Source organism: Amycolatopsis benzoatilytica AK 16/65, from assembly GCF_000383915.1.
GTDB classification, from domain to species: domain Bacteria; phylum Actinomycetota; class Actinomycetes; order Mycobacteriales; family Pseudonocardiaceae; genus Amycolatopsis; species Amycolatopsis benzoatilytica.
On the sequence record NZ_KB912942.1, the window covers coordinates 1,779,314 to 1,800,930 of the forward strand.

Annotated in this window: 21 protein-coding genes and 2 pseudogenes; 11 read left to right on the forward strand and 12 right to left on the reverse strand. The window is 72.0% G+C overall.

All coding sequences use genetic code 11. The annotated features are described in order from the left end of the window. Positions 1 to 3 precede the first annotated feature (3 nt). Complete coding sequence (pspAB, locus tag AMYBE_RS0108420) at positions 4 to 582, forward strand: PspA-associated protein PspAB (RefSeq protein ID WP_020658921.1); 579 nt, start codon at positions 4 to 6, stop codon at positions 580 to 582. A 165-nt stretch (positions 583 to 747) separates the two neighbouring features. On the opposite strand, the gene AMYBE_RS0108425 is transcribed toward pspAB, so the two are convergent. Continuing rightward, positions 748 to 1,380 carry a DUF2267 domain-containing protein gene (locus AMYBE_RS0108425; RefSeq protein WP_020658922.1) on the reverse strand — a complete coding sequence of 211 codons (633 nt, stop codon included), beginning with the start codon at positions 1,378 to 1,380 and terminating at the stop codon, positions 748 to 750. Between the two features lie 183 nt (positions 1,381 to 1,563). Here AMYBE_RS0108425 and AMYBE_RS0108430 point away from each other — a divergent pair, with 183 nt between their 5' ends. After that, the gene (locus tag AMYBE_RS0108430; RefSeq protein WP_034288092.1) at positions 1,564 to 2,445 is read left to right on the forward strand and encodes a nitroreductase family protein; all 882 of its coding nucleotides are present in this window, start codon (positions 1,564 to 1,566) and stop codon (positions 2,443 to 2,445) included. Here the strand turns inward: AMYBE_RS0108430 and AMYBE_RS41120 are convergent. The 5 genes from AMYBE_RS41120 to AMYBE_RS0108455 are packed head-to-tail and all read right to left on the reverse strand — an operon-like array spanning position 2,430 to position 6,666. Then, a complete protein-coding gene (locus AMYBE_RS41120) occupies positions 2,430 to 2,861 on the reverse strand; it encodes a DUF6292 family protein (RefSeq protein WP_020658924.1) in 432 nt (143 codons plus the stop codon). The two genes, AMYBE_RS0108430 and AMYBE_RS41120, sit on opposite strands and share 16 nt — an antisense overlap. Before the next feature lie 20 nt (positions 2,862 to 2,881). Then, positions 2,882 to 3,790: a slipin family protein gene (locus AMYBE_RS0108440; protein ID WP_020658925.1), complete on the reverse strand. Its 909-nt coding sequence runs from the start codon at positions 3,788 to 3,790 to the stop codon at positions 2,882 to 2,884. A 26-nt stretch (positions 3,791 to 3,816) separates the two neighbouring features. Continuing rightward, positions 3,817 to 4,299: a universal stress protein gene (locus AMYBE_RS0108445; RefSeq protein ID WP_020658926.1), complete on the reverse strand. Its 483-nt coding sequence runs from the start codon at positions 4,297 to 4,299 to the stop codon at positions 3,817 to 3,819. A 28-nt stretch (positions 4,300 to 4,327) separates the two neighbouring features. Beyond that, complete coding sequence (locus AMYBE_RS0108450; protein ID WP_020658927.1) at positions 4,328 to 5,254, reverse strand: galactose-1-phosphate uridylyltransferase; 927 nt, start codon at positions 5,252 to 5,254, stop codon at positions 4,328 to 4,330. After that, positions 5,251 to 6,666 carry a glycosyltransferase gene (locus tag AMYBE_RS0108455; RefSeq protein ID WP_020658928.1) on the reverse strand — a complete coding sequence of 472 codons (1,416 nt, stop codon included), beginning with the start codon at positions 6,664 to 6,666 and terminating at the stop codon, positions 5,251 to 5,253. The genes AMYBE_RS0108450 and AMYBE_RS0108455 overlap by 4 nt, the downstream gene beginning before the upstream one ends. A 193-nt stretch (positions 6,667 to 6,859) precedes the next feature. On the opposite strand from AMYBE_RS0108455, the gene AMYBE_RS0108460 reads away from it, so the two are divergent. Genes AMYBE_RS0108460 through AMYBE_RS0108470 form a run of 3 tightly spaced genes read left to right on the forward strand, consistent with a single transcriptional unit; the run spans position 6,860 to position 10,533 of the window. After that, complete coding sequence (locus AMYBE_RS0108460) at positions 6,860 to 8,197, forward strand: nicotinate phosphoribosyltransferase (RefSeq protein ID WP_020658929.1); 1,338 nt, start codon at positions 6,860 to 6,862, stop codon at positions 8,195 to 8,197. Positions 8,198 to 8,257: 60 nt separating this feature from the next. After that, positions 8,258 to 8,773, forward strand: a complete 516-nt coding sequence (locus AMYBE_RS0108465; protein ID WP_027927484.1) for a flavodoxin domain-containing protein — start codon at positions 8,258 to 8,260, stop codon at positions 8,771 to 8,773. Continuing rightward, entirely contained in the window at positions 8,770 to 10,533 is a 1,764-nt protein-coding gene (locus tag AMYBE_RS0108470) for an AMP-dependent synthetase/ligase (protein ID WP_027927485.1), read from the forward strand. Before AMYBE_RS0108465 ends, AMYBE_RS0108470 begins: the two co-directional genes overlap by 4 nt. Positions 10,534 to 10,541: 8 nt before the next feature. Here AMYBE_RS0108470 and AMYBE_RS0108475 read toward each other — a convergent pair whose 3' ends face one another. Continuing rightward, positions 10,542 to 11,165, reverse strand: a complete 624-nt coding sequence (locus AMYBE_RS0108475) for a hypothetical protein (protein ID WP_020658932.1) — start codon at positions 11,163 to 11,165, stop codon at positions 10,542 to 10,544. A 169-nt stretch (positions 11,166 to 11,334) separates the two neighbouring features. On the opposite strand from AMYBE_RS0108475, the pseudogene AMYBE_RS0108480 reads away from it, so the two are divergent. Together AMYBE_RS0108480 and AMYBE_RS43820 are read left to right on the forward strand one after the other, a co-directional pair. Beyond that, a pseudogene (locus tag AMYBE_RS0108480) lies at positions 11,335 to 11,985 on the forward strand (DUF4389 domain-containing protein); the annotation flags it as partial. Between the two features lie 74 nt (positions 11,986 to 12,059). Then, positions 12,060 to 13,388, forward strand: a pseudogene (locus AMYBE_RS43820) (WS/DGAT domain-containing protein); the annotation flags it as partial. Here AMYBE_RS43820 and AMYBE_RS46045 read toward each other — a convergent pair. The 4 genes from AMYBE_RS46045 to AMYBE_RS0108505 are packed head-to-tail and all read right to left on the reverse strand — an operon-like array spanning position 13,370 to position 16,846. After that, positions 13,370 to 14,809: a wax ester/triacylglycerol synthase family O-acyltransferase gene (locus AMYBE_RS46045; RefSeq protein ID WP_020658936.1), complete on the reverse strand. Its 1,440-nt coding sequence runs from the start codon at positions 14,807 to 14,809 to the stop codon at positions 13,370 to 13,372. The pseudogene AMYBE_RS43820 and the gene AMYBE_RS46045 sit on opposite strands and share 19 nt — an antisense overlap. Positions 14,810 to 14,825: 16 nt before the next feature. After that, positions 14,826 to 15,545, reverse strand: coding sequence for an AMIN-like domain-containing (lipo)protein (locus AMYBE_RS41125; RefSeq protein WP_020658937.1), 720 nt, complete (start codon positions 15,543 to 15,545; stop codon positions 14,826 to 14,828). A gap of 14 nt (positions 15,546 to 15,559) precedes the next feature. Beyond that, on the reverse strand, positions 15,560 to 15,832 hold the full coding sequence (locus AMYBE_RS0108500; protein ID WP_020658938.1) for an SHOCT domain-containing protein: 273 nt from the start codon (positions 15,830 to 15,832) through the stop codon (positions 15,560 to 15,562). Between the two features lie 15 nt (positions 15,833 to 15,847). Further along, positions 15,848 to 16,846 (reverse strand): Acg family FMN-binding oxidoreductase, encoded by a 999-nt coding sequence (locus AMYBE_RS0108505; protein ID WP_020658939.1) that lies wholly within the window; start codon positions 16,844 to 16,846, stop codon positions 15,848 to 15,850. Positions 16,847 to 17,171: 325 nt separating this feature from the next. Here AMYBE_RS0108505 and AMYBE_RS44680 point away from each other — a divergent pair, with 325 nt between their 5' ends. The 4 genes from AMYBE_RS44680 to AMYBE_RS0108520 are packed head-to-tail and all read left to right on the forward strand — an operon-like array spanning position 17,172 to position 19,325. After that, positions 17,172 to 17,366 carry a hypothetical protein gene (locus tag AMYBE_RS44680; protein WP_154676146.1) on the forward strand — a complete coding sequence of 65 codons (195 nt, stop codon included), beginning with the start codon at positions 17,172 to 17,174 and terminating at the stop codon, positions 17,364 to 17,366. A gap of 38 nt (positions 17,367 to 17,404) precedes the next feature. Next, on the forward strand, positions 17,405 to 17,533 hold the full coding sequence (locus AMYBE_RS46610; RefSeq protein ID WP_281172058.1) for a hypothetical protein: 129 nt from the start codon (positions 17,405 to 17,407) through the stop codon (positions 17,531 to 17,533). A 39-nt stretch (positions 17,534 to 17,572) separates the two neighbouring features. Next, entirely contained in the window at positions 17,573 to 18,019 is a 447-nt protein-coding gene (locus tag AMYBE_RS0108515; protein ID WP_020658941.1) for a CBS domain-containing protein, read from the forward strand. Between the two features lie 16 nt (positions 18,020 to 18,035). After that, positions 18,036 to 19,325 (forward strand): ArsB/NhaD family transporter, encoded by a 1,290-nt coding sequence (locus AMYBE_RS0108520; protein ID WP_020658942.1) that lies wholly within the window; start codon positions 18,036 to 18,038, stop codon positions 19,323 to 19,325. Between the two features lie 8 nt (positions 19,326 to 19,333). On the opposite strand, the gene AMYBE_RS0108525 is transcribed toward AMYBE_RS0108520, so the two are convergent. Next, on the reverse strand, positions 19,334 to 21,331 hold the full coding sequence (locus AMYBE_RS0108525) for an APC family permease (protein ID WP_027927487.1): 1,998 nt from the start codon (positions 21,329 to 21,331) through the stop codon (positions 19,334 to 19,336). Between the last annotated feature and the right edge of the window lie 286 nt (positions 21,332 to 21,617).

Sequence of the window (21,617 nt, forward strand, 5' to 3'; positions counted from 1 at the left end):
GCGATGGGTTTCTTCGACGCACTGCTCGGCCGTAGCGCTCCGGTGCCGCCGGACCTCGACGTGCTGTTCACCGTTCCGGGCGCGGCGGACACGCTGCAGGCCGCGCTCGGGTTCGCGCCGACCGGCGCCGGTGCGGTGTGCTTCAAGCCGGCGGAAGGCGGTGCGGCGGCGGCGTCCCGGCGCGAGATCGGCGACCTGCTTTCACTGGACCCGGCCCTGGTGCCGACGGTGACCGACGACGAGTTCGGCTACACCTGGGTCACCTGCCGGCAGGAGGTCGCGGACGTACCGGCGCTCGTGACGGGATTGCACGCGGTGAACGCCGCGCTCGTGGACGCCGGGTTCGGCTCTTCGCTGCTGTGCACCGTTCTCGGATTCCGGGGCGGCACCGAAGCCGCGCCGCGCCGGCTCGCCCTCGTGTACCTGTTCAAACGCGGCAGCTTCTACCCGTTCGCCCCGACCGGCGACCAGCGCCGGGACACCTCGCTCGAGCTGCAGGCCCGCGCCGCGATCGGCACGGACCTGCCGATCGAGCCGGACCTCAGCCGCTGGTTCGCGCTCTGGGACGCGCCGGTGCCCTGACAGCGGTCAGGTCGGGACGCCGGGAACTCAAGCCGGTCAGCTCGCAGCGTGCTGATCGGCCGTAACGGACATCTGAGGCATCCAGTCCGTTTTCTTGAGTCCGTGAAGGGCCCCCTCAGGGAATCCAAGTCCCTCAAGGGGCCCTTCACGGACTTGACCAACCGGTCAGGTCGGGATCTCACCCTGGGAAAGCAGGATCCGGTGCGCTTCCTGCGCTGCCCGCGCGGTGTGCCCGGAGCCGGGCTCGCTGTCCGGCAGCTGTTCCAGGCCCCGGGCGAGCGTGCTGATCGCGTCGGTCAGCGCCTCGACCCGGTCTTCCAGCGCGTTGATCCGCAGATGGTCCGGCGCGGCCGGGGAGCGGGGCGGCGCGGCCGGCCGGACGCCGTCGAGGGTGCCGCGGAGGCTTTCCGGCAGCAGCGCGAAGACGTGGTCGAGCTGGCCGGGCGAGCACAGCGCTGCCAGACCGGCGGAGACCGCACTGGCGGCGGCCGGCACGTCGGAGGCGCTGATGGTGGCTCCGGCGGCGAACCGGGACACGAATTCCTCCGCGGGGTAGCGGGTCGGGACCTTGCTCGGGACCCAGCCGTCGTAGTAGATGCCGCGCAGCAGTTCGGGCAGCTGAGCGGCGAGATGGACGGCGCTGTCGACGGTGAGCCGGTCGCGCACCAGGTGCAGCCAGGTCCGCACCACCCGGTGGACGTAGGGCCGGTCGTCGGTGCCGAGCCGGTGCGCGATCGTGGTGTACCACCGCTGGGCCGTCTGGTGCGCGTGGGCGAGTGGATCGGGGTGTGCGGTCATCGGGCCCTCCTGCCGTGTCGAGATCTCCACCTTCGGTCCCGGCCCCGGGGCCGGGACAGGGCAGAAGGACCCGAACCGCACGGCCGCAAGGACTTTGTCCCCTTCCGGATGACCGGGCGCGGGCGCATTCTGGGTATCCGGCTCCGGGCGGCGGAGCCGCGACCGAGCCGATCGGGACGGATGATGGCGAACCAGCGGATTCCCGACCAGGCCACCGTCGAGGCGGCGGTGGCCGCGGCGCTGCGCGCCCCCGCGGCAGACGGGCTCCCGCCCGCGCAGTGGCGGATCGGGCACTCCGCGCTGCACCTCTACGCCGGACGGACCGGAATCCCGGACGACCGCGCTCCGGTGCTCAGCGGCGGCGCCGCGCTGCACCACTTCCGGGCCCGGCTCGCCGGGTCGGGCTGGGCGACCTCGGTCGCTCGGCTCCCGCAGGCGGGCGAGCCCGGTCATCTGGCGGCGGTGACCCCGCGCCCGGGCCAGCCTTCGGGCGAAGAGCTCGCGCTGGCCGCCGCCATCCTGGTCCGGCGAGACGACTGGCGGCCGCGGCGCGGCTGGCCGGTGCCGCCCAGTGTCCTGCTCGGCATGGCACAGGCCGCGGCGGGGGCGGGCACGCTCCTGCACGAGGTGACTGATCGGGAGGTACGGGCGCGCTTGTTGCCCCGGCTCGGCCTCACCGCGCGGCACCGCACGCGGGAGCGGGTCCTGGTCGGAGGCGGGGGCCTCGCGAAACGGCCGCCGGCGAGGCGCGGCGGTGAGGTGGCGACGTTGGTGCTGAGCACTGCCGAGGACGACCAGCTGGCTTGGCTCCGGGCCGGGGAGGCGCTGAGCGCGGTGCTGCTGAAAGCGACCGCGTACGGGCTGGCGTCCGGCAGCTCGGTGACAGTGGCGCGACAGGCCCGGGAGCTGCTGACGGACCGGGTCACGGCCGGGCGGGTGCCGCAGGCGGTGTTGTGGGTGGGGTGGCCGGAAGCCGGCGAGCCGCCGGGGGACCGGCTGGTCCGGGCTGAGGTGGCGGAGGTGTTGTGTCCGTTGGAGGCGCCGTCTCGCTACCACTTTCGGTAATCCGGCGGTCGGGTCTGCCGGGCGCGCCCGTCTTCGTAGTGGGCGAGACAGGAGACCCGGCGGTCGCGCAGCCGCGGCGGGGCGGCGGCTGGCCCGCCGGTCCGGCCGCGGACCGCGCGGACGAACGCGCGCAGCCGGGCCGGCGCCGGCACCAGATCGCCGCCCAGGTAGGCCAGGACGCGCTGGCCGTCGCCGTCCGGGCTTTCGATCGCGAACGACCAGCCGTGCCTTTCGTCCCACAACAACGCGGTTTCGCGGCCGGGACAGCCGGCCAGCTGGATGTCGAGGACGAGGCAGGCGGCCTTGGGCGGGCCGAAGTCGACTGCGAACGATTCCGCGCCAGTGCCGAGAGCGGCGCTGACCGCGGTGAGGTAGCCGCGCAATCCCCGGCGCAGCCGGTCTTCGGTGCTCTGCATCGGCCAGCCCGTCCCGGTCGCTATCCGGCCCGCTGCGGCGAAATCGACGGCTGCACCGGGGCCGACGGCTGCGCCGGGACCGTTGGCTGGGCCGGGACCGATGGCTGCGGGCCGTTCCGGGCGGCGCCCAGGTCGTTCGGCCCGGCGCCGTCGCGGTGCGGAACGGCTGCCGCAGCCTCCCGCGACAGGAACGAGCCCAGCTCGCCGATCGTGCTCATCAGCGGCGCCGGGAAGATGACCGTGCTGTTGTGGTCCACGCCGATCTCCACCAGGCTCTGCAGATTGCGCAGCTGCAGGGCCAGCGGGTGCGCCATCATGGTGTCCGACGCGGTGCCGAGCGCCGCGGCCGCCTGCGCCTCGCCTTCGGCGTTGATGATCTTCGCGCGCTTCTCCCGCTCCGCCTCGGCCTGCTTCGCCATGGCCCGCTTCATCGACTCCGGCAGCTGGATGTCCTTCAGCTCCACCAGTGTCACGTCGATGCCCCACTCGGTCGTGACCAGGTCGAGGATCTGCCGGATGTCGGAGTTGATCTTGTCCGTCTCGGCGAGCGTCTCGTCCAGCGTGTGCTGCCCGACGACCTTGCGGAGCGTGGTCTGCGCGATCTGGTCGATGGCCGCGCGCACGTTCTCGATCGCCACCACCGATTTGACCGCGTCGACGACCCGGAAGTAGGCGACCGCGGAAACGTCGACGCTCACGTTGTCGCGGGTGATGATCCCCTGCGACTGGATCGGCATCGTCACCACCCGCAGCGACACCCGGCGCAGCTGGTCGATCACCGGGACGATGAACCGCAGCCCCGGTTCCCGGACGCCGATCACCCGGCCCAGCCGGAAAAGGACGCCCTTCTCGTACTGTTTCACCACTCGGATCGACAGCGCCAGCAGCGCGACGAGCACCACCGCCCCGACGATAATCCAGACAGTCATGGCAGGAGTTCCTTTCTCGGACGGTCTCAGCCGCCGGTGATTGCGGCGATCTTGCGGCCCAGCCTGCTTTCCGGGGCGAGCGCGCGCGGCGGGATCACGGTGACCGGGCAGGACGCCCGGCGCAGGCAGGCTTTGCCGACCGACCCGGTGAGCGCCTCCCGCACCATGCCCTTGCCGTGGCTGCCGACGACGAGGAGCGCGGCATTGCGCGACTGGTCGATCAGCGCCCCGGCGGCGTCGCCTTCGGGCACCGCCGAGCGTACCGAGGCGACCGGCACGTTCTTGACGACTTGCGCGATGAACGCGTCCAGTTCGGCGAGATGCGCCTTCCTGGCTTCGTCCACGGTCCGGCCGATCGAGAGGTCGTCGAGCAGCGGATCGTGCAGCCACGCGGAGACCACGTGCAGCTCCGCGCCGCTCGCCGACGCGGCTTCGGCTGCCCAGATCAGGGCGCCGATGCTGGCGCTCGAACCGTCGACCCCGACCACGATGAACCGGTGTGCCTTCATCTGCCGTTCCTCCTTCGGTCTTCGGTAGTCAGGACGCGATCGTCGGAGAGACCCGGGCGCGCAGCCGGGCCGCGGCGGTTTCGGGCGCGACGGTGACGACCGGGATGCCGGTGGCGAGTTCGAGTCCTGCGGCGATGCCCAGCCGGGGCACCAGCTGCAGCGACCACGCGGTGAAGGGGGCGTCCTCGTAACCGGTGGGCGCGGTGCGCAGGACCAGGTTGTACGCGGGGTCGCCGAGTTCGGTCTGCAGCGCGGCCAGTACCACGCGCAGGCAGTGCGCGAGCGCCTCGATCGTCTCGGGGGGCGCGGCGGCGAAGTCGGCGGCCGGCCGGCGCGGCAGGAAGGACACTTCGTAATCGGCGACCGCGGCGAACGGGCTGAACGCGACGATCTGCTCGTCCGCGAACACGATCCGGCTCCCGGCGGCCAGTTCGGCCGCGAGCACGTCGTCGGCGAACCGGCGGCCGGTCGCGGCGTGGTGCTCGCGCGCGGTTTCGAGGTCGCGGCGGGCGTGCTCGGCGAGCACCGGCAGCCCGGCGATCTGCGAATGCGGGTGCGCCAGCGAGATGCCCGCGGCGGAGCCGTGGTTGCGGAAGACCGCTACCTGGGCCGCGCCCTTGCGCAGGGTGCGGTGCCGCAGCTGCCACGCGGACAGCACCGCGGCCGTCTCGGCGATCGTCCCGGTCGGGATGTCCCAGTCGTGCCGCGGGGATTCGATGACGATCTCGTGCCGGTCGGACAACGCGTACCGGTTCGGCACGGTGCGCACGAGCCAGCCGTCGCCGCCGGAGAGCCGCCAGGTCTCCGGCGGGGTGTCCTCGCCGGGACCGGGGCAGAACGGGCAGCCGGCGCGGCCGACGTGCGGGCGGTCCCGGCGGCCGGTCGCGAGCACCGACCAGGCTCGGGTCTCGGAATTCCAGCGGAGCTGGCCGCCGTGCCAGGTGCGGGTCGTCATGGCCGTCCTTTCCGGGTGGCGAACGTGTCCCGGCAGCCGGCCGAGCAGAACCGGTGCCGGACGCCGTCGCGGAGCAGCGAGAACGATTCGTCGCCCGGCACCAGGTAAAGGCCGCAGACCGGATCGCGGTCGCCGGTGCGGGTCATCAGCGAGCCGGGCCGGTCGCCGTGCGCGAGACCGTCGAGCAGCGAGAGCTCGTCGAGAACCAGCCGCGGGATCAGGAAGTGCCGCTTCACGCGCTGGTGCCCGGCGGTGCCCAGCGCGGCGGCACGTGCGCTGTCGGCGAGCAGTGCGCCCAGTTCGCGGGCGCATTCCTCGACCGAATCGACGAGCACCCCGCCCGCGCCGTCGGCGACCTGCAGCGGGATCCCGCCCGCTCGCCCGGCGACCACCGGCGTTTTCTTCCAGAGCGCCTCGGACACCACGAGGCCGAACCCCTCGCGGATCGACTTCTGCACCATCACCGCCGACGTCCGCTGGAAGGCGTTGACCTCGACATTGCCGACGCCGGTGAAGTTGGTGAATACGTGCACGCCGGGGTCGTGCCGCGTCGCGTCGCTGATCATGCGATAGACGTCCCATGCCTCCGGGTCGTCCAGCGCCATCGATCCGACCAGAGCGAGCTGCAGGCCGGGGACTTCGTCGCGCACCAGCCGGTAGGCGTCGATCACCCCGAGCGGGTCCTTCCACGGGTCGAACCGGGACACCTGGGTGATCAGCGGAAGCGCCGGGTCGATGCCGATCCAGTTGAGCACGGCGTGCGCGGTGCGGTCGTCGAGGGACAGGTTTTTCGGGCTCAGCGGGTCGATCGCGGGCGGGATGACGTCGACCCGGTCGGCGGACAGCGAGGGTGGGACGAAATCGGCGAGGGTGAAGACCGTCGCGTCGTAGCCGTCGACGAACTTGCCGATGTAGTCCCAGGTTTCCGGCTGAGGCTGCGAGGTGTCGATGTGGCAGCGCCACACCCAATGCGCCGCCATTCCGTCCACAAAGGACTGTATGGCGGCGGGCTGCGGGTCGTGCACGAAGACGAAGTCCCAGTCGGCGAACCCGCGCTCGGCGGCGAAATCCGCCGCGTTGCGGCGCGCGGTCTCTTCGTACACCGCGCGTTCGGCCGGCGTGAGCGGCTCGGACGCGCCCTGCAGAGCGTTGTGGATCTTCTTGGTGACGGCGAAGAACTCCGGTCCGCCGTTGATGATCTTCCACGTCGCGTGCACGCCGAGATCGCGGTAGAGCGGGATCGCCGAGCGGAGCAGTTCCGACACGCCGCCGCCGTACGGGGTCGCGCTGAGGTGCAGCACCCGCGCGCCGCGCAGCCGGTCGCCGACCGCGGCGAGCGCGTCGAGAATCCAGTCCGGCGCGACCGGGCGATACGCCGACACGGCCAGTTCGCCGACGTCCACGGTCTGCATGGCGGGCACCTTTCTTCAGCGTTCTTCCAGGCAACGCGCCCGGGCCGGGCAGCGAGAAGAGGCCAAAGACCCCGGCGCCCGGGACCGAGGGCGGACCGGGGACCATCGTCGCCCGCGCGAGGGACGTGCGGCCCTCTTGCAGTCCGGCGGCCCGCCCGCACACTGGGCCACGGCCGAGCCGGAAGGGACCGCGATGAACGGGCTGCGCACGGATCTGTACGAGATCAGGATGGCGGTGAGCTATCTGCGCCGGGGGATGACCGGCCCGGCCACCTTCAGCCTGTTCGCCCGGAACCTGCCGCGGCACCGGGGATTCCTGGTCGCCGCCGGGCTGGACGAGGCGCTCGACCTGCTGCACTGCTACCGGTTCGAGCCCGAGGAACTGGCGTATGCGAGCGAGGTGCTCCGGCTGCCGGCGACCGACGTGGAAGCGTTGTCCCGGTTGCGGTTCACCGGCGACGTGCGCGCCGTCCCGGAAGGCCGGACAGTGTTCGCGGGGGAACCGCTGCTGGAGGTCACCGCACCGCTGCCGGAGGCGCAGCTGGTGGAGACCCTGCTGCTGAACACGGTCACGTTCGCCACCGCCGTCGCCACCAAGGCGGCGCGCTGCCGGCTCGCCGCGCCGGACGCCGAGCTCATCGACTTTTCCGCGCGCCGCACACACGGTTCGGCCGCCGCACTGGCCGCGGCCCGGTTGACGGCGCTGGCCGGTTTCGCCGGCACCAGCAACGTCGAGGGAGCTGCCCGGCACGGCTTGCGCCCGGCCGGGACGATGGCGCATTCGTACGTGCAGGCGTTCCCCAGCGAGTACGAGGCTTTCCGCGCGTTCGCCGAGGATTTCCCGGCCGCGCCGGTGTTCCTGGTCGACACCGTCGACACGGCGACCGGCATCGCGCATGCGATCGACGTGGTGCGGGAACTGGACTTGCCGGCCGCGCGAATGGCCGTCCGGCTGGACTCGGGCGATCTGCTGGAGCAGTCCCGCCTCGCGCGCCGGATGCTGGACGACGCCGGTCTGTCGGCGGCCCGGGTGATGGCGAGCGGCGGCCTGGACGAGTACGAACTGGAACGGCTGACCGCGGCGGGCGCGCCGATCGACGCGTACGGGCTGGGTACCGCAGTGGGCGTTTCCGCCGACGCGCCTTCCCTGGACAGCGCGTACAAGCTCGTCGAGTACGACGGCCGGCCGGTGATGAAGCTGTCCGCGGGGAAACGGACGCTGCCCGGCGCGAAACAGGTCTGGCGGGATCCCGCGGGCGGGCCGGACCTGCTGGCGTTGGCCGACGAGGCCCGTCCGGGCGGCGAGGCACTGCTGCTCCCGGCGATGCTGTCGGGACGCCGGATCGGCCGCTTCGACCTCGCCCGCGCCCGGCGGCGGCTCGAATCGGACCTGGCTTGGCTGCCGTCCTCGGCTCGCCGTCTCCGCGCAGCGGTGCCGGTGCGGGCGCGGCAGTCGGCGGCAGTGACCGCGTTGGCGGCGGAGGTGGCGGCAGGCCTGCCGATCCGGCGGGTGCCCGCGCTGGCGCGATGAGGCAGCGCGCACCGGCCGCACCGTCCGGTCCGGTGGCGCAATGGAGAAAGGAGCCCGCATATGCGAGCGTTAGTCGTGTACGAGTCGATGTTCGGCAACACCGAGGAAATCGCCCGTGCGATCGGCGAAGGACTCGGCACCGACGAGATCCTGCCGGTCGATCACGCACCGCGGGATCTCGCCGGTTACGACCTGCTCGTGGTGGGCGCGCCCACGCACGTGCACGGGCTGAGCCGGCCGTCCACCCGGAAAGCCGCGGCCGACCAGGGCAGCGGCAGCACCCGCACCGGCGAGCCGGGAGTGCGGGAATGGCTGGGCGGGTTCACCGTCCTGCCCCCGGCTCTGGACACCGCGGTCTTCGACACCCGGATCGGGAAACCTCGGTGGCTGACCGGGTCCGCCGCCCGGAGCGCGCAGAAGATCCTGAGCGGGCTCGGCCACGCGCCGGCCGCACCGGCGGAGAGCTTCCTGGTCGAGGGCGACGGCACGGAGACGAAACTGGTTGCCGGGGAAACGGAGCGGGCGCGCGAATGGGCCGCCGGGCTCCGCCTGCGCAGGCGGGCGAGCCGGGCATGAACCCGGTCCAGTACGCCGGCCCGTCCGGCCCCGTCGTCGCGGACGACGCCGTGATCGCCGACGACCTCGCCGACTGGGCGGCACGAGAACCCGGACATCCGCTGTTCGCCCGGGAAACCCCGGCCGGCTGGCGAGACGTGACCGCCGGCGAGTTCGCCGCGGAGGTGCGCGCTCTCGCGAGCGGCCTCGTCGCGGCCGGGGTCGAACCGGGCGACCGGGTCGCGATCATGTCGGCGACGAGCTATGAATGGGTCCGCTGCGACTACGCGATCTGGACCGCGGGCGGCGTTACCGTCCCGATCTACGAGACGTCCTCGGCGGTGCAGGCCGAGTGGATCATCCGCGACTCCGGCGCGGTGGCCGTGTTCGCCGGAGGGGAGAAGTGCGCGCAGACGGCGGTCGAAGCCGGGGCGCGGCAGGTGTGGCGGACGGACGGCCCGGACCTCGACCAGCTGGCGGCGCTCGGGAACGGCGCCCAGCCGGACCGGCGCGGTGCGGGCGTGGACGACCCGGCGACGATCGTGTACACCTCGGGCACCACCGGCCGGCCCAAGGGCTGCGTGCTCACCCACCGGAACCTGCTCGCCGAAGTCGGCGCGGTCCTGGCCGCGCCCGGGATCCGGGACCAGGTGCTGACGCCGGACAGCTCGGTCCTGCTGTTCCTGCCGCTGGCACACATCCTCACCCGGGTGGTCCAGCTCTCCGCGGTGCGCGCCGGCGCCCGGACCGGCCATCTCGGCGACCTGGGCCGGCTGCCCGAGGTGCTGCGCGAGTTCCGCCCGAGCGCGATGGTCGCGGTCCCGCGCGTGTTCGAGAAACTTCACGACACCGCCGAACGGCAAGCCGGGCACGGTCTCGGCGGCCGGATCTTCCGCGCGGCCGAGCGGACCGCGGTCGAATGGAGCGAAGCGGCATCGCCGGGGCGCTTGCTGTCCCTGCGCCGCTCGCTGTTCGACCTCGTCGTCTACCGGCGGCTGCGGGCGGCGCTCGGCGGGCGAGTGGAGTACGCGGTGAGCGGCGGAGCCCCGCTGTCGCCTCACCTCGCGCATTTCCTCCGCGGTGCGGGGATCCGGATCCTGGAAGGCTACGGGCTGACCGAAACCACCGCTGGCGTCACGCTGAACCTCCCGGCCGCACAACGGGTCGGCACAGTCGGCCAGCCGCTTCCCGGCGCGGTGCTCCAGATCGCCGCGGACGGCGAGATCCTGGTGCGCGGCCCGATGGTGTACGCCGGATACTGGCACGACGAGGCGTCGACCGCCGAGGCGTCCGCTCCCGGCGGCTGGTTCCGCACCGGCGATCTCGGTTCGCTCGCGGACGGCTATCTCACCGTCTCCGGCCGCAAGAAGGACCTGCTGGTGACCGCGGGCGGCAAGAACATCGCCGCGGCCTACTTCGAGGATTCGCTGCGCGCGCACTGGCTGATCGACCAGTGCGTGGTCACCGGTGACCGGCTCCCGTTCGTCGGCGCGCTGTTCGCGCTGGACCGGGAAGCGTTCGACGGATGGAAACTCGACCGCGCGAAGCCCGCCGGCGCCACGGTGGCGGATCTGCGCGACGACGCCGAGCTGCATACGCTGCTGCAGCAGGCGATCGACGAGGTGAACGCCACGGTGTCGCAGGCCGAAGCCATCAAACGGTTCCGTGTGCTCGGGACGGAGTTCAGCGTCGGCGACGAGCTCACGCCGACGCTGAAGGTCCGCCGGTCCCGGGTGCTGGAGAAGTACTCCGACGAGGTGGCCGCGCTCTACTCCGGCTGAGCCGCCGGTCAGTCGTCGTCGCGCTGGTAGGCGGCGAGCGCCCGTTCCCGCGCCTCGTCGGCGATCGTGCGCAGCAGCGCGGTGTGGACCGCCAGCGCGAACGGCGACGCGACCCGCCAGTAGCGGCGGAACTTCAGCCAGCTCGGCGGATCGGTCAGCTGCACCCGGGTGTCGATCGTCAGCAGGCTGCGGTGCGCGCCGTAGGGCCGCACGCCGAAAGTCATCACGAGTTTCCCGTACCCGGGTTCGGAAAACGCCTCGAACTCGGCGGGCTCGACGCGGCGCCAGACGATCACCGGCCGCCAGAACTTGCCGGCCACGCCGATCGCGAACTCGCTGCCCGGGTGCTCGCCGAGCAGTGCCCATTCGGTTCCGGCGTCGAGGTCGTCGATGGTCAGCCGGGTCGGCCGGCGCATCGGCCCGGCCCGGCGGCCGCGCCACCGGGCGGGCAGCTCGCGCAGCCGGCCCGCCGCGGTCGCGAGGCCGCTGTGGATCTCGGTCAGGTCGATCGCGCGGGCCGCGGCGTAGGTCGGTTCTACCGGCGCGTCGACGATCGCGTGGCGGACCAGCGTGAAATGCGGGTTCGGGAGGAAGCGATCGCCGAGCAGGTCGCGGGTTTCCTGAGTGGTCATAGCGTCTCTCCGGAGTTCGGTGGGGTTCAGCGTCGGCCCGCCGCGGCTGTTCGCGCCAGAAGCAACCGGTGCGTTCCGGCGCCGATTTCGTCACCGCACGAAAGGACTTCCTGCCCTGTGCCGGGACCGGTCGGCCCGGCGACGGTGAGCAGGCTGAAAGGGGGCCGCGATGGAGATCCCGGACGCGCCGTACCCGGTTCGCGTGGAAGCCGATCTCGACGAGCCGCTCTCGCGCTGGCTGTGGCTGGTGAAGTGGCTGCTGCTGGTGCCGCACTGGTTCGTGCTCGCGCTGCTGTGGCTGGTCTATCCGCTGGTCGGCCTGTGCGCGCTCGTCGCGATCCTGGTGACCGGCCGGTACCCGCGCCCGCTGTTCGAGTTCACCGTCGGCGTGCTCCGCTGGAGCTGGCGGGTGCACTGCTACGGCTACGCCGCGCTCTCCACCGACCGCTACCCGCCGTTCGCCCTGTCCGCGGTGCCGGACTATCCGGCGCGGCTGGAAGTCGCATATCCGGAACGCCTTTCCCGGGGCCTGGTGCTGGTGAAGTGGTGGTTGCTCGTCCTGCCGCACCTGTTCGTGGTGGCCTTGTTCGTCGGAGGCGGCGGCACGGTCGTGCACACGAACGCGGAGTGGGACGGCGGACTGATCGGCGTCCTGGTGCTGATCGCCGCGGTCGTGGTGCTGTTCACCGGGTCCTATCCCCGTCCGATCTTCGATTTCGTGGTCGGCATGGACCGCTGGGCGCTGCGCGTCGCCGCGTACGCCTCGCTGCTGACCGATGCCTATCCACCGTTCCGTCTCGACCAAGGCGGGTCCGAACCGTGAGCCCGACCGATTCGCGGCGGATCGCCGCGCAGGACGCGCTGTGGCTGCGCCTCGACCGGCCGCACAACCGGATGGTGGTCACCTCGGTGCTCTGGACCGCCGAACCGATCGAGCCCGGCCGGTTGCGTTCGCTCGTGGCCGACCGGCTGCTCGCCCGCTACCCGGTGTACCTGCAGCGGCCGGTCGGCGGCCGCTGGGAGACCGACCCCGACTTCGACCTCGACCGGCACCTGCTGGTCCACTCGCTCCCGCAGCCGGGAACGCAGGCGCAGCTCGAGGAGTTCGCGGCCGCCCGGCGCAGCGGCCCGTTCGACCCGGATCATCCACTGTGGACGATCGACCTGCTGCAGGGCTACCGGCGGGGGAGCGCTGTCGTCGTCCGCACGCACCACGCGATCGCCGACGGGATCCGGTTGACGCAGGTGCTGTTCAGCCTGCTCGACCCGGACCCGGCCGGACCGGGGCTGCCCGCGCACGTCGGCGGCGCCGCGCCGCATCACCCGCCGGTGGCTCATCCGGTGGCGCGCGCCGGTGCGTCGGTCGTCCGCTCGGTCGACGACGCGAGCGCGGCACTGCAGGACCGTGCCGCCCGGATCGGCCCGATCGCCGAAACCCTGGTCGCCGTACCCGCGTACGCGGCGGCCACCGTGACCGGAGTCGCCGCCGCCGCGGCCGGCATCGCGGCCGGCCTGCTCAGCGGCGGCCCCCGGCAGGCGGTCGAGCAGGTGGCCGCCGCGGTGACTTCGCTGCGGCACAGCGCCGCCGGGTTGACCGACCTCGTGCTGGCTCCGGCCGCGGCGCCCGCGTGGTCCGGGCAGCCGGGCGCGGAAAAAACGGCGGCCTGGGGCGATCCGGTGCCGCTCGCCGACCTGGCCGGACTCGGGCACGCCACCGGAACGACGGTGAACGACGTGTGCACCGCGCTGGTGGCGGGCGCGTTCGACCGGTACCTGGCCCGCAACCCGGCCGCTCGCGTCCCCGCCGACCTGCCGTGGTTCGTCCCGGTGAGCCTCACCGCGTTCGACGAGGAGCTGCCAGAGGAACTGGGCAACCACTTCGCACTGGTCTTCGCGCGGCTGCCGCGGGGTTCCCGCACGTTCGCCGAACGGCTCGCCGAAACGCACCGCCGGGTCGCCCGGATCCGGGACTCCTACGAGCCGGTGGTGAACTACGGGCTGCAGTACGCGGTGGCCCGCACCCCGGATCCGCTCGCGGTGTGGTTGAGCGATTTCCTGTCCGCGAAGGCGGTCGGGGTGCTGACGAACGTGCCCGGGCCGCGCACGCCGATGACACTGGCGGGCGCCCGGGTGGACGGAATCGTCGGCTGGGCACCGTGCTCGGGACGCCAGGCGATCACCGTCTGCGTGTTCAGCTACGCCGGTCAGGTTCGCTTCGGCTTCGGCACCGACCGCCGGCTGTTGCCCGACCCGGGAGAATTGGTCCGGGCCCTCGAGGAGGAGACCGCCGCGGCCTTGAGCGCGGCGAGGTCGGAGACGATCGTGTCCGCCAGCACCCGCGGATCGGGCACCGTCGCACGGTCGGCGGTCACGCCGAAGAAGACCCGGCCGCGGTAGGTCAGCATCGCGATCCCGGTTCGCAGGCGCAGCGCGATCGGGACGTACGGGTAGAGCGCGAGCACCCGGCATCCGGCCACCGTCAGGGTTTCGGCCGGGCCGGGCACGTTCGTGGTCACGGTGACCACGTTGTGCTGGGGGAGCCGCAGCGCCGCGCGCACCGCCCAGGCGGCAGGCGCGAACGGGCCGCGGGCGGCAGCCGCGGTCACGAACGCGCCGGCGGTGGATTCCTTGCCTTCCTTGTGCGCCAAGAGCCGCCGGTGCACGCGAACCAGCCGCTGGACCGGATCGGGCAGGTCGACCGGGAGCAGCGGGAGCAGCAGCGACACTTCGTTGTCGACCGTTCCGTCGCCGGGCAGCCGGACGGAAACCGGCACCAGGCTCCGGACGCTGTCGGAAGCGGGTTCTTCGCCGCCGCGCAGGAGGACTTCGCGCAGCCCGCCGGTGATCGCGGCGAGCAGCACGTCGTTGCCGGTGGTGCCGAAGGCGTTCGCGACGGCGGCCACGTCGGACAGTTTCGCCTGCGCGATCGCGTATCCGCGAGTGCTGCCGATCGGCCCGCCGAGCGAAGAGGGGCTCACCGGCAGGAGAGCTTGGGCGAGCGTGGCGAACCCGTGTGCGACGTCAGTGGTGCGCCGGGCGAGCACACGGGGATGCAGCAGGCTTCCGGCGAGGGCTCCGGCCTGGGCGAACGGCCCGGTGACCAGGTCGCCGAGGGAAGACGCCAGAACGCGGAGGGCACCGGGGTCGGGATGCGGGTCCTCCTCGGGCACGGATGCGGACTCGGCGAACAGCAGCTGCTGCAGCCCGTTGGCGGAAATGCCGTCGGCCAGGCAGTGGTGCACCTTGGCGAGCATCGCCCACCGCCCGCCGGAAAGTCCTTCCAGCACCCAGAACTGCCAGAGCGGCCGGTCCCGGTCGAGCCGTTCGGACATCAGCAAGGCGACCAGTTCGCACAGGGCGGCTTCGTCGTGCGGTTCGGGCACCGACAGCCGCCGGAGATGCTGATCCAGCTCGAACGAGTCGTCGTCGACCCAGACCGGCGCGCCGAGGTCGAGCGGCACGCGCCGGACTTTCTGCCGGTACCGCGGCACCCGGGGCAGCCCGGCCTCCACCGCGGCGGCGAACTGCTCGGGCGAAGGCACCGGTCCGGACAGGACGGCAACCGAGGCGATCGCCAGCGAGACCTGTGGGTCCTCGTCTTCGATCGCCAGGAATGCCGCGTCCAGGGGGCTGAGCCGGTCCATGGCGGGCTCCTCCGGTTCAGTGGGCGATGTCGAGCACGACCAGCCGGACCTGGTTCACGCGGTCGAGCAACGTGAACACCCGGAACGGGAGTTTCGCGCGGGTGCCGACAGCGAAGGTGCACTGTCCCTCGAAGAATCCGGCGAAACGCACCGCGCGCAGGGAGGGCCAGCTGGCCAGCTGAGCGGACGGGTAGAAATAGTCGCCGGTGGCGGCGAGGATCCGGCCGGGCTGGTGCCCGCTGGTGTCGGCGCCTTGTTCGGGCGCCCGGACGACGACCTGCAGCACCGCGCCGCCGGCGACCGGAAGCGGTTTGCCCGAAGCGTCCGCGGTCACCAGCGGGACGTAGCTGACCGAATAACCGGTCGAGGCCGGCCCGTTGATCGAGAAGACCACGCGGTCGTAGCAGTCGTGCCGGCCGATGCGGACCAGGTAGAGCGCGTCGGTGGTCGAACCGGCGGCTTCCTTCGCTCCGGTGCCCCATCCGGGCGCGGGACAGCCGGGCGTGCCCGGCGTCGAGGTCGGGGCGGGGCTGGTGGTGCCCGGCGGCGCGGTGGAGCTGGGCGGTGCGGTAGTGCTGGCCGGCGGTCCGGCCGACGTCGTCGGCGCGGTGCTGGTCGTCGCCGGGGGCGCGGCGCTGGGAGCGGTGGTCGGTGCGGCCGTTCCGCCGCCGTTCTGGCTGCACCCGGCGAGGATCAACAGCCCTGCCGCGGCGAGCGCGGCGGGAATGCGGCGCATCGCAGTCCTCCCCGTCAATGCCGGAGCGCTTCGCGGCGGCGGTCGTACTCCTCCTGGTCGATCTCGCCGCGGGCGAACCGCTGGCGCAGGATCGTCATGGCTTCGTCCGGTCCCGGGCCCGGCCCGTGACCCGGCGCCGGCCCTCGTCCCGGGCCCGGCGCGGCGGCCTGCCGGCGGACGAGGAGCGCGATCACCACCCCGAGCGCGGCCAGGATCAGGACCGCTCCGACGATCATCACCACCGGGCCGACCCAGCCGGCCTCGTCTCCGTAGTGCCAATAGGGCATGGCGTCCTCCTCAGGTCAGGACAGCTGATCAGCGTCGAGCGGCTCGAGCACCTCGGCGACCTCGCGCCGGGGTGTCGCGGGCAGCGGGTCGGCGTTGGCCGGCGCCCAGCCGATGCGCAGCACCATCTGCGGGAAGCTGCCCGCCGCGACCTTCTCTTCGACAGTGCGCCGGACATCGGGCAGTTCGAGCGCTTCGGTCAACGGGCAGGTGGCGAGACCGAACTGGGTCGCGGTGAGCAGCGCCGCACTCGTGGCTTCCCCGGCGCGGAGCCGGGACATCCGGTCGTCGGACGCGGTGCTCAGCACGAGCAGCACGGTCTCGTCTTCCTCGCCGGCCGCGCCTTCGGCTTCCGGCAGTTGCGGGTCGGCGAACGGACGTCCGGGCACCGCGCCAGGCGTGCTGTCCGGCACCGGCGCGTTGCGCGCGGGAACTCCGTCGGGCGACGTGTGCCGCCCGCTCCAGGCGGCCAGTTCGATCCGGTACGCGGGATCCTGCAGGTGCCGCCGCGACGCTTCTTCGATCGCGGCAGCGAGGTAATACCGTTCGGCATCCTCCGCGACGCGCAGCACCACGCCTTCGTCGGCGACCGCTTTGGCGATGTTTTCGAGGTGTCCGCGCGGAACGTGCCACGAACTGTGCCGCCGCCGGTCGGTCCGCCGCCGCGGAATCGCCGCGGCGAGCGCGATCTCGTCGAGAGTCGGCTCGTGCCGATGCAGCTCCACCGAAGCGAGATGGTCGGGCTCGGCGGGGTTGGGCAGCCGGTGCACCTCGGCCCGCCAGCCGAGCGCGGCGAACGCGATCCGCAAGTGATGCAGCGCGGCGCCGCAGCTGATCAGCAGGTCGCGCCCGTCCGGATCGGTCTGCGCGAGCTGCCGCGAGGGATCCGCGTAGAGATGCATGGACCGGTACCCGACCGCGAACCGCCAGGGCTGGGAGTTGTGCACGGAAGGCGCGCGAACGGCCATCCCGACCGCGGTGGTGACGGTGTACTCGTCGGGGAGTCCGCGTTCCATGGCGCCCTGCCTCGTCGTGTCGTCCGGTGGTGTCTTCGACACTCGCAGGCGAGGCAGGAGCGGGGGAGGGCCGGAGTTCCCCGGGCAGAGGGACCTTCGCCGGTTGGGCGCCCGATGCACCGCGGCAGCGGGCAAGCGGGCCTGGTCCGGGGTCTCGTCGAACGGCGGGTTCCCGAGTTGCCTCCGCCGGTTCTTTGCGGCATCTTTACGGCCGGAGTGCCGGGAAGTCTGGTCGGCCTGTCCGTGCCCGGCCGGGCGACGGACCGCACGATCGACCCGGGAGAGTGTCCGATGGTGCTGGCTCGGCGTCGTGCCGCGGATCAGCGTGTCACTCTCCGGAGCCGCCGCGCGGGCGGTTCCGCCAACCGCATTGCTGATCCTTCAGGTCGCGCCGCTGGCGATCGCGGCGCTGCTCTGCGCGGGCGGCCACCCGGCGCCGGCCACTGTGGACAAGACGGCGGCCGGACCTGCCGAAGCGCTGGCGGTCTGCTGCCGGAGAACACGAAGTCCGCCGCGCTGATCACTTCGGACGGCGAGGCGGTGTCCGGACTCGTGGCGGTGATCATCGTGCTGCCTTCTTCCAGCGCAGCGGCGGTCGCGACGCCGCTGCGCGTCGAGCAGCCGGGCAATGCTCCCGCCGGCCGGCCGAAGAACGGCACCCGCAAAGAGAAAGGAAAGAATTCGTGAGCTTCGGCGGAGCCGCCCGGATGGCCGTAGCCTTGGCGGATGCGCGCAGCGGACATGGCCGAGGAATTCCCGGTCGTCGACGTCGACTCGAACGCGCTGGCGGCCGCGCGGCTGCTGGCCGAGCACCGGCTGCCCGGCCTGGTGGTGACCGACGCGTCCGGATGCCCGCAGTCGGTGCTGCCCGCCTCGGACGTGGTGCAGTTCCTCGTTCCGTCGTACGTGCGCGACGATCCGTCCCTGGCCGGGGTGCTCAGCGAGTCGATGGCCGACCGGGCGGCGGACAAGCTGGGCGGGCGGACGGTGCGCGAACTGCTGCCCGCCGAACCGGCCGAGCTGCCGCGAGTGGACGCCGACGACACCACCGTCGAGGTCGCCGCGACGATGGCCCGGCTGCGCTGCCCGCTGGTCGCGGTCATGCGGGACCGGACTTTGCTCGGCGTGGTGTCCGCGTCGCGGCTGTTGGAGCTGGCGCTGACGCCCCGCTGACCGGGGCGGGCCCGCGATGAGCACCGTGATCGCGGCCGTCGTGTTCGTGGTCGCGTACGTCCTGATCGCGTCCGAGAAGGTCCCGAAGATGACCGCCGCGCTGGCCGGGGCGGGTTTGGTGCTCGCGACCGGGGTGAGCGGTTCGGCCGACGCGTTCTTCTCCGAGGACACCGGCGTCGACTGGAACGTGCTGTTCCTGCTGCTCGGTATGATGATCATCGTCGGGATCCTGCGCCGCACCGGGGTGTTCGAGTTCGTCGCGGTCTGGGCGGCCAAGCGCGCGAAGGGCTCGCCGCTGCGGATCCTGATCCTGCTGGTGCTGATCACCGCGGTCGCGTCGGCGTTCCTGGACAACGTGACCACGGTGCTGCTCATCGTCCCGGTGACGCTGCTGGTGTGCGACCGGCTCGAGATCAGCCCGGCGCCGTTTCTCATCTCCGAGGTGCTGGCGTCCAACATCGGCGGCACCGCGACGCTGATCGGCGACCCGCCGAACATCATCATCGGCAGCCGCGCGGGGCTGGCGTTCAACGACTTCCTGATCAACCTCGCGCCGATCGTCGCAGTGGAACTCGTCGTGCTGGCGCTGGTGCTGCCGTGGCTGTTTCGGGGTTCGTTCGCGGTGGATCCGCAGCGGGTCGCCGACGTCATGGCGCTCAACGAGCGCGAAGCGATTCGGGATCGGAAGCTGCTGCTCAAGTCCGGGCTCGTGCTGCTGCTGGTGCTCGCCGGGTTCGTGCTGCACTCCGTGGTGCACCTCGACCCGTCGGTGGTCGCGCTGCTCGGGGCCGGTCTGCTCGTGCTGCTGTCCGGCACGCCGCCCAACCACTACCTCGCCGGAGTCGAGTGGGAGACCCTGCTGTTCTTCGCCGGGCTGTTCATCATGATCGGGGCGCTGGTCAAAACCGGCGTCATCGACCGGCTGGCCCGGCTCGCCGCGGAAGCCACCGGCGGGAACGCGCTGCTGGCGGTGTTCCTGATCCTCGGGGTGTCGGCGCTGCTGTCCGGTGTGATCGACAACATTCCCTATGTGGCGACGATGAGCCCGCTCGTGCTGGCCCTGACACACGACATCCCGGACCCCGCGCATTCGGAGGCGTTGTGGTGGTCGCTGGCGCTCGGCGCCGACTTCGGCGGCAACATGACCGCGGTCGGGGCCAGCGCGAACGTGGTCGTTCTCGGCATCGCCGCCCGAGCCGGGTCGCCCATCTCGTTCTGGGAATTCACCAAGAAGGGCGCGGTTGTCACGCTGGTCAGCGTCCTGGTGGCCGCGCCGTACCTGTGGCTCCGCTACTTCGTGTTCTGACGGCGCGGTCAGGAACTGCGGCGGGTGGTGACGCCGCGGCGGAGGTCGCCGGGCAGCGGGCGGACGCGCTGGAGGTCGCGGCGGCGGCTGGAGCGCAGCTGCCACGGCACGCTGGTGACCATGACGCCGGGTTCGAACAGCAGCCGTCCTTTGAGCCGCAGGGAGCTCTGGTTGTGCAGGATGTTCTCCCACCAGCGGCCGACGACGTATTCGGGGATGTAGACGCACACGACGTCGCGCGGGCTGGAGCGGGCGTAATTCTTGACGTATCCGACGACCGGCCGGGTGATCTCCCGGTAGGGCGACTCGATGACCTTCAGCGGGATCTTCATGCCGCGCCGGTCCCATTCCCGTTGCAGATCCCGGGTTTCGGCGTCGTCGACGTTCACCGTGATGGCGGTCAGCGTGTCCGGCCGGGTGGCGCGGGCGAAGGCGATCGCGCGCTGGCTGGGCTTGTGCAAGGTGGACACGAGCACGATGGCGTGGACGCGGCTGGGCAGCAGCCCGCTTTCCTCGTCGGGCCGCAGCTCGTCGCGGACGTGCGTGTAGTGCCGGTGGATGGCCCGCATCATCAGGTACAGCGCGGGAATGGCGATGACGACCAGGTACGCGCCGTGGCTGAACTTGGTGATGAGCACGACCACGAGAACGACCGCGGTGAGCGTGGCGCCGAGCGCGTTGATGGCGCGGGAGCGCAGGATCGCCCGCCGGGCGCCCGCGCCGCTGGCCAGTTCGCGGTTCCAGTGCCGGACCATGCCGGCCTGGCAGAGCGTGAAGGAGGTGAACACGCCGAGGATGTAGAGCTGGATGAGCCGGGTGGTGGAGCCGTCGAACGCATAGATCAGGATCGCGGCGACCAGGGCGAGCGCGATGATGCCGTTGGAGAAGGCCAGCCGGTCGCCCCGGGTGTGCAGCTGGCGAGGCAGGTAGCGGTCCTGGGCGAGGATCGAGGCGAGCAGCGGGAAGCCGTTGAACGCGGTGTTCGCGGCGAGGATGAGGATCAGCGCCGTGGTGGCCTGCAGGAAGTAGAACAGGACGGCGTGGTCGCCGCCGAAGACCGCGGCGCCGATCTGGCTGATCACGGTGCGCTGCGGGTCGGTCGCGCAGTTGCCGGCGAACCCGGCGAGGTCGCAGGTGTTCTCGGCGATGTGCACCTTCGTGATCAGCGCGAGCGCGGTGATGCCGCCGAACATGACGACGGCGATGATGCCCATCGCGGTCATCGTGCGGGCCGCGTTGAGCGCCTTGGGCTTGCGGAACGCGGGCACGCCGTTGGAGATGGCTTCGACGCCGGTGAGCGCGGTGCAGCCGGAGGAGAACGACCGCAGCAGCAGGAAGATCAGCGCGAATCCGGTCATTCCGACTTGCTCGGGCCGGATCGTGTAGCCGGCGCTCTCGGCGAGCGGGGCGTGCCCGGCGAGCGCACGAGCGAACCCGAGGACGATCATCACCACCACGGCGGCGACGAACAGGTAGGTCGGTGCGGCGAACGCGCGGCCGGATTCGCGGATGCCGCGCAGGTTCATCGCGGTCAGGATCACGATGAAGCCGATGTCGAGGGCGATCCGGTAGCCGTTGAGGCCGGGCACGGCGGAAATGATGTTGTCGACGCCGGAAGCGACCGACACCGCGACGGTCATGATGTAGTCGACCATCAGCGCGCCGGCCACGACGAGCCCGGCGTGCCTGCCGAGATTGCGGGAAGCGACCTCATAGGAGCCGCCGCCGCTCGGGTAGGCCTTCACGACCTGCCGGTAGGAGACGACCACGACGCTGAGCAGGACCGCGACCCCGAGCCCGACCCAGGGCGCCAGCGCCAGGTAGGTGAGCCCGCCGATGGAGAGGATCAGCAGGATTTCCTGGGTGGCGTAGGCGACCGAGGACAGCGGGTCGCTGGCGAAGATGGGCAGCGCGAGCCACTTGGGCAGCAGTGTCTCGCCGAGGGTGTCGCTCCGGAACGGCCGGCCGAGCACCAGCCGTTTGAGCCATGACGTAGGTGCCGGCACGTACCGCAGCGTCCCTCGCCGCAAGCCGGTGCGGCGTATGGATCACGTCAAGATCCGGGCTTCCGCGTAGAGATTCCGTCAACGCACGTCAGAAATGCGTCAACGATCCGGTTGCCGGGACACGAGGGCACCTAGGCTGCCGCGCCACGGCGGCGCCTCCGCGCGATCGGCGGGTCTGGCCGGCCAGAGACGGACGCATCGGAAAAGGCCGTCGAGTCCGGAATGGCGGGATTCACCGGGCAGGGTGCGCGCGGTGCGTTCCTGGATACCCGACGGTGACTCCGAG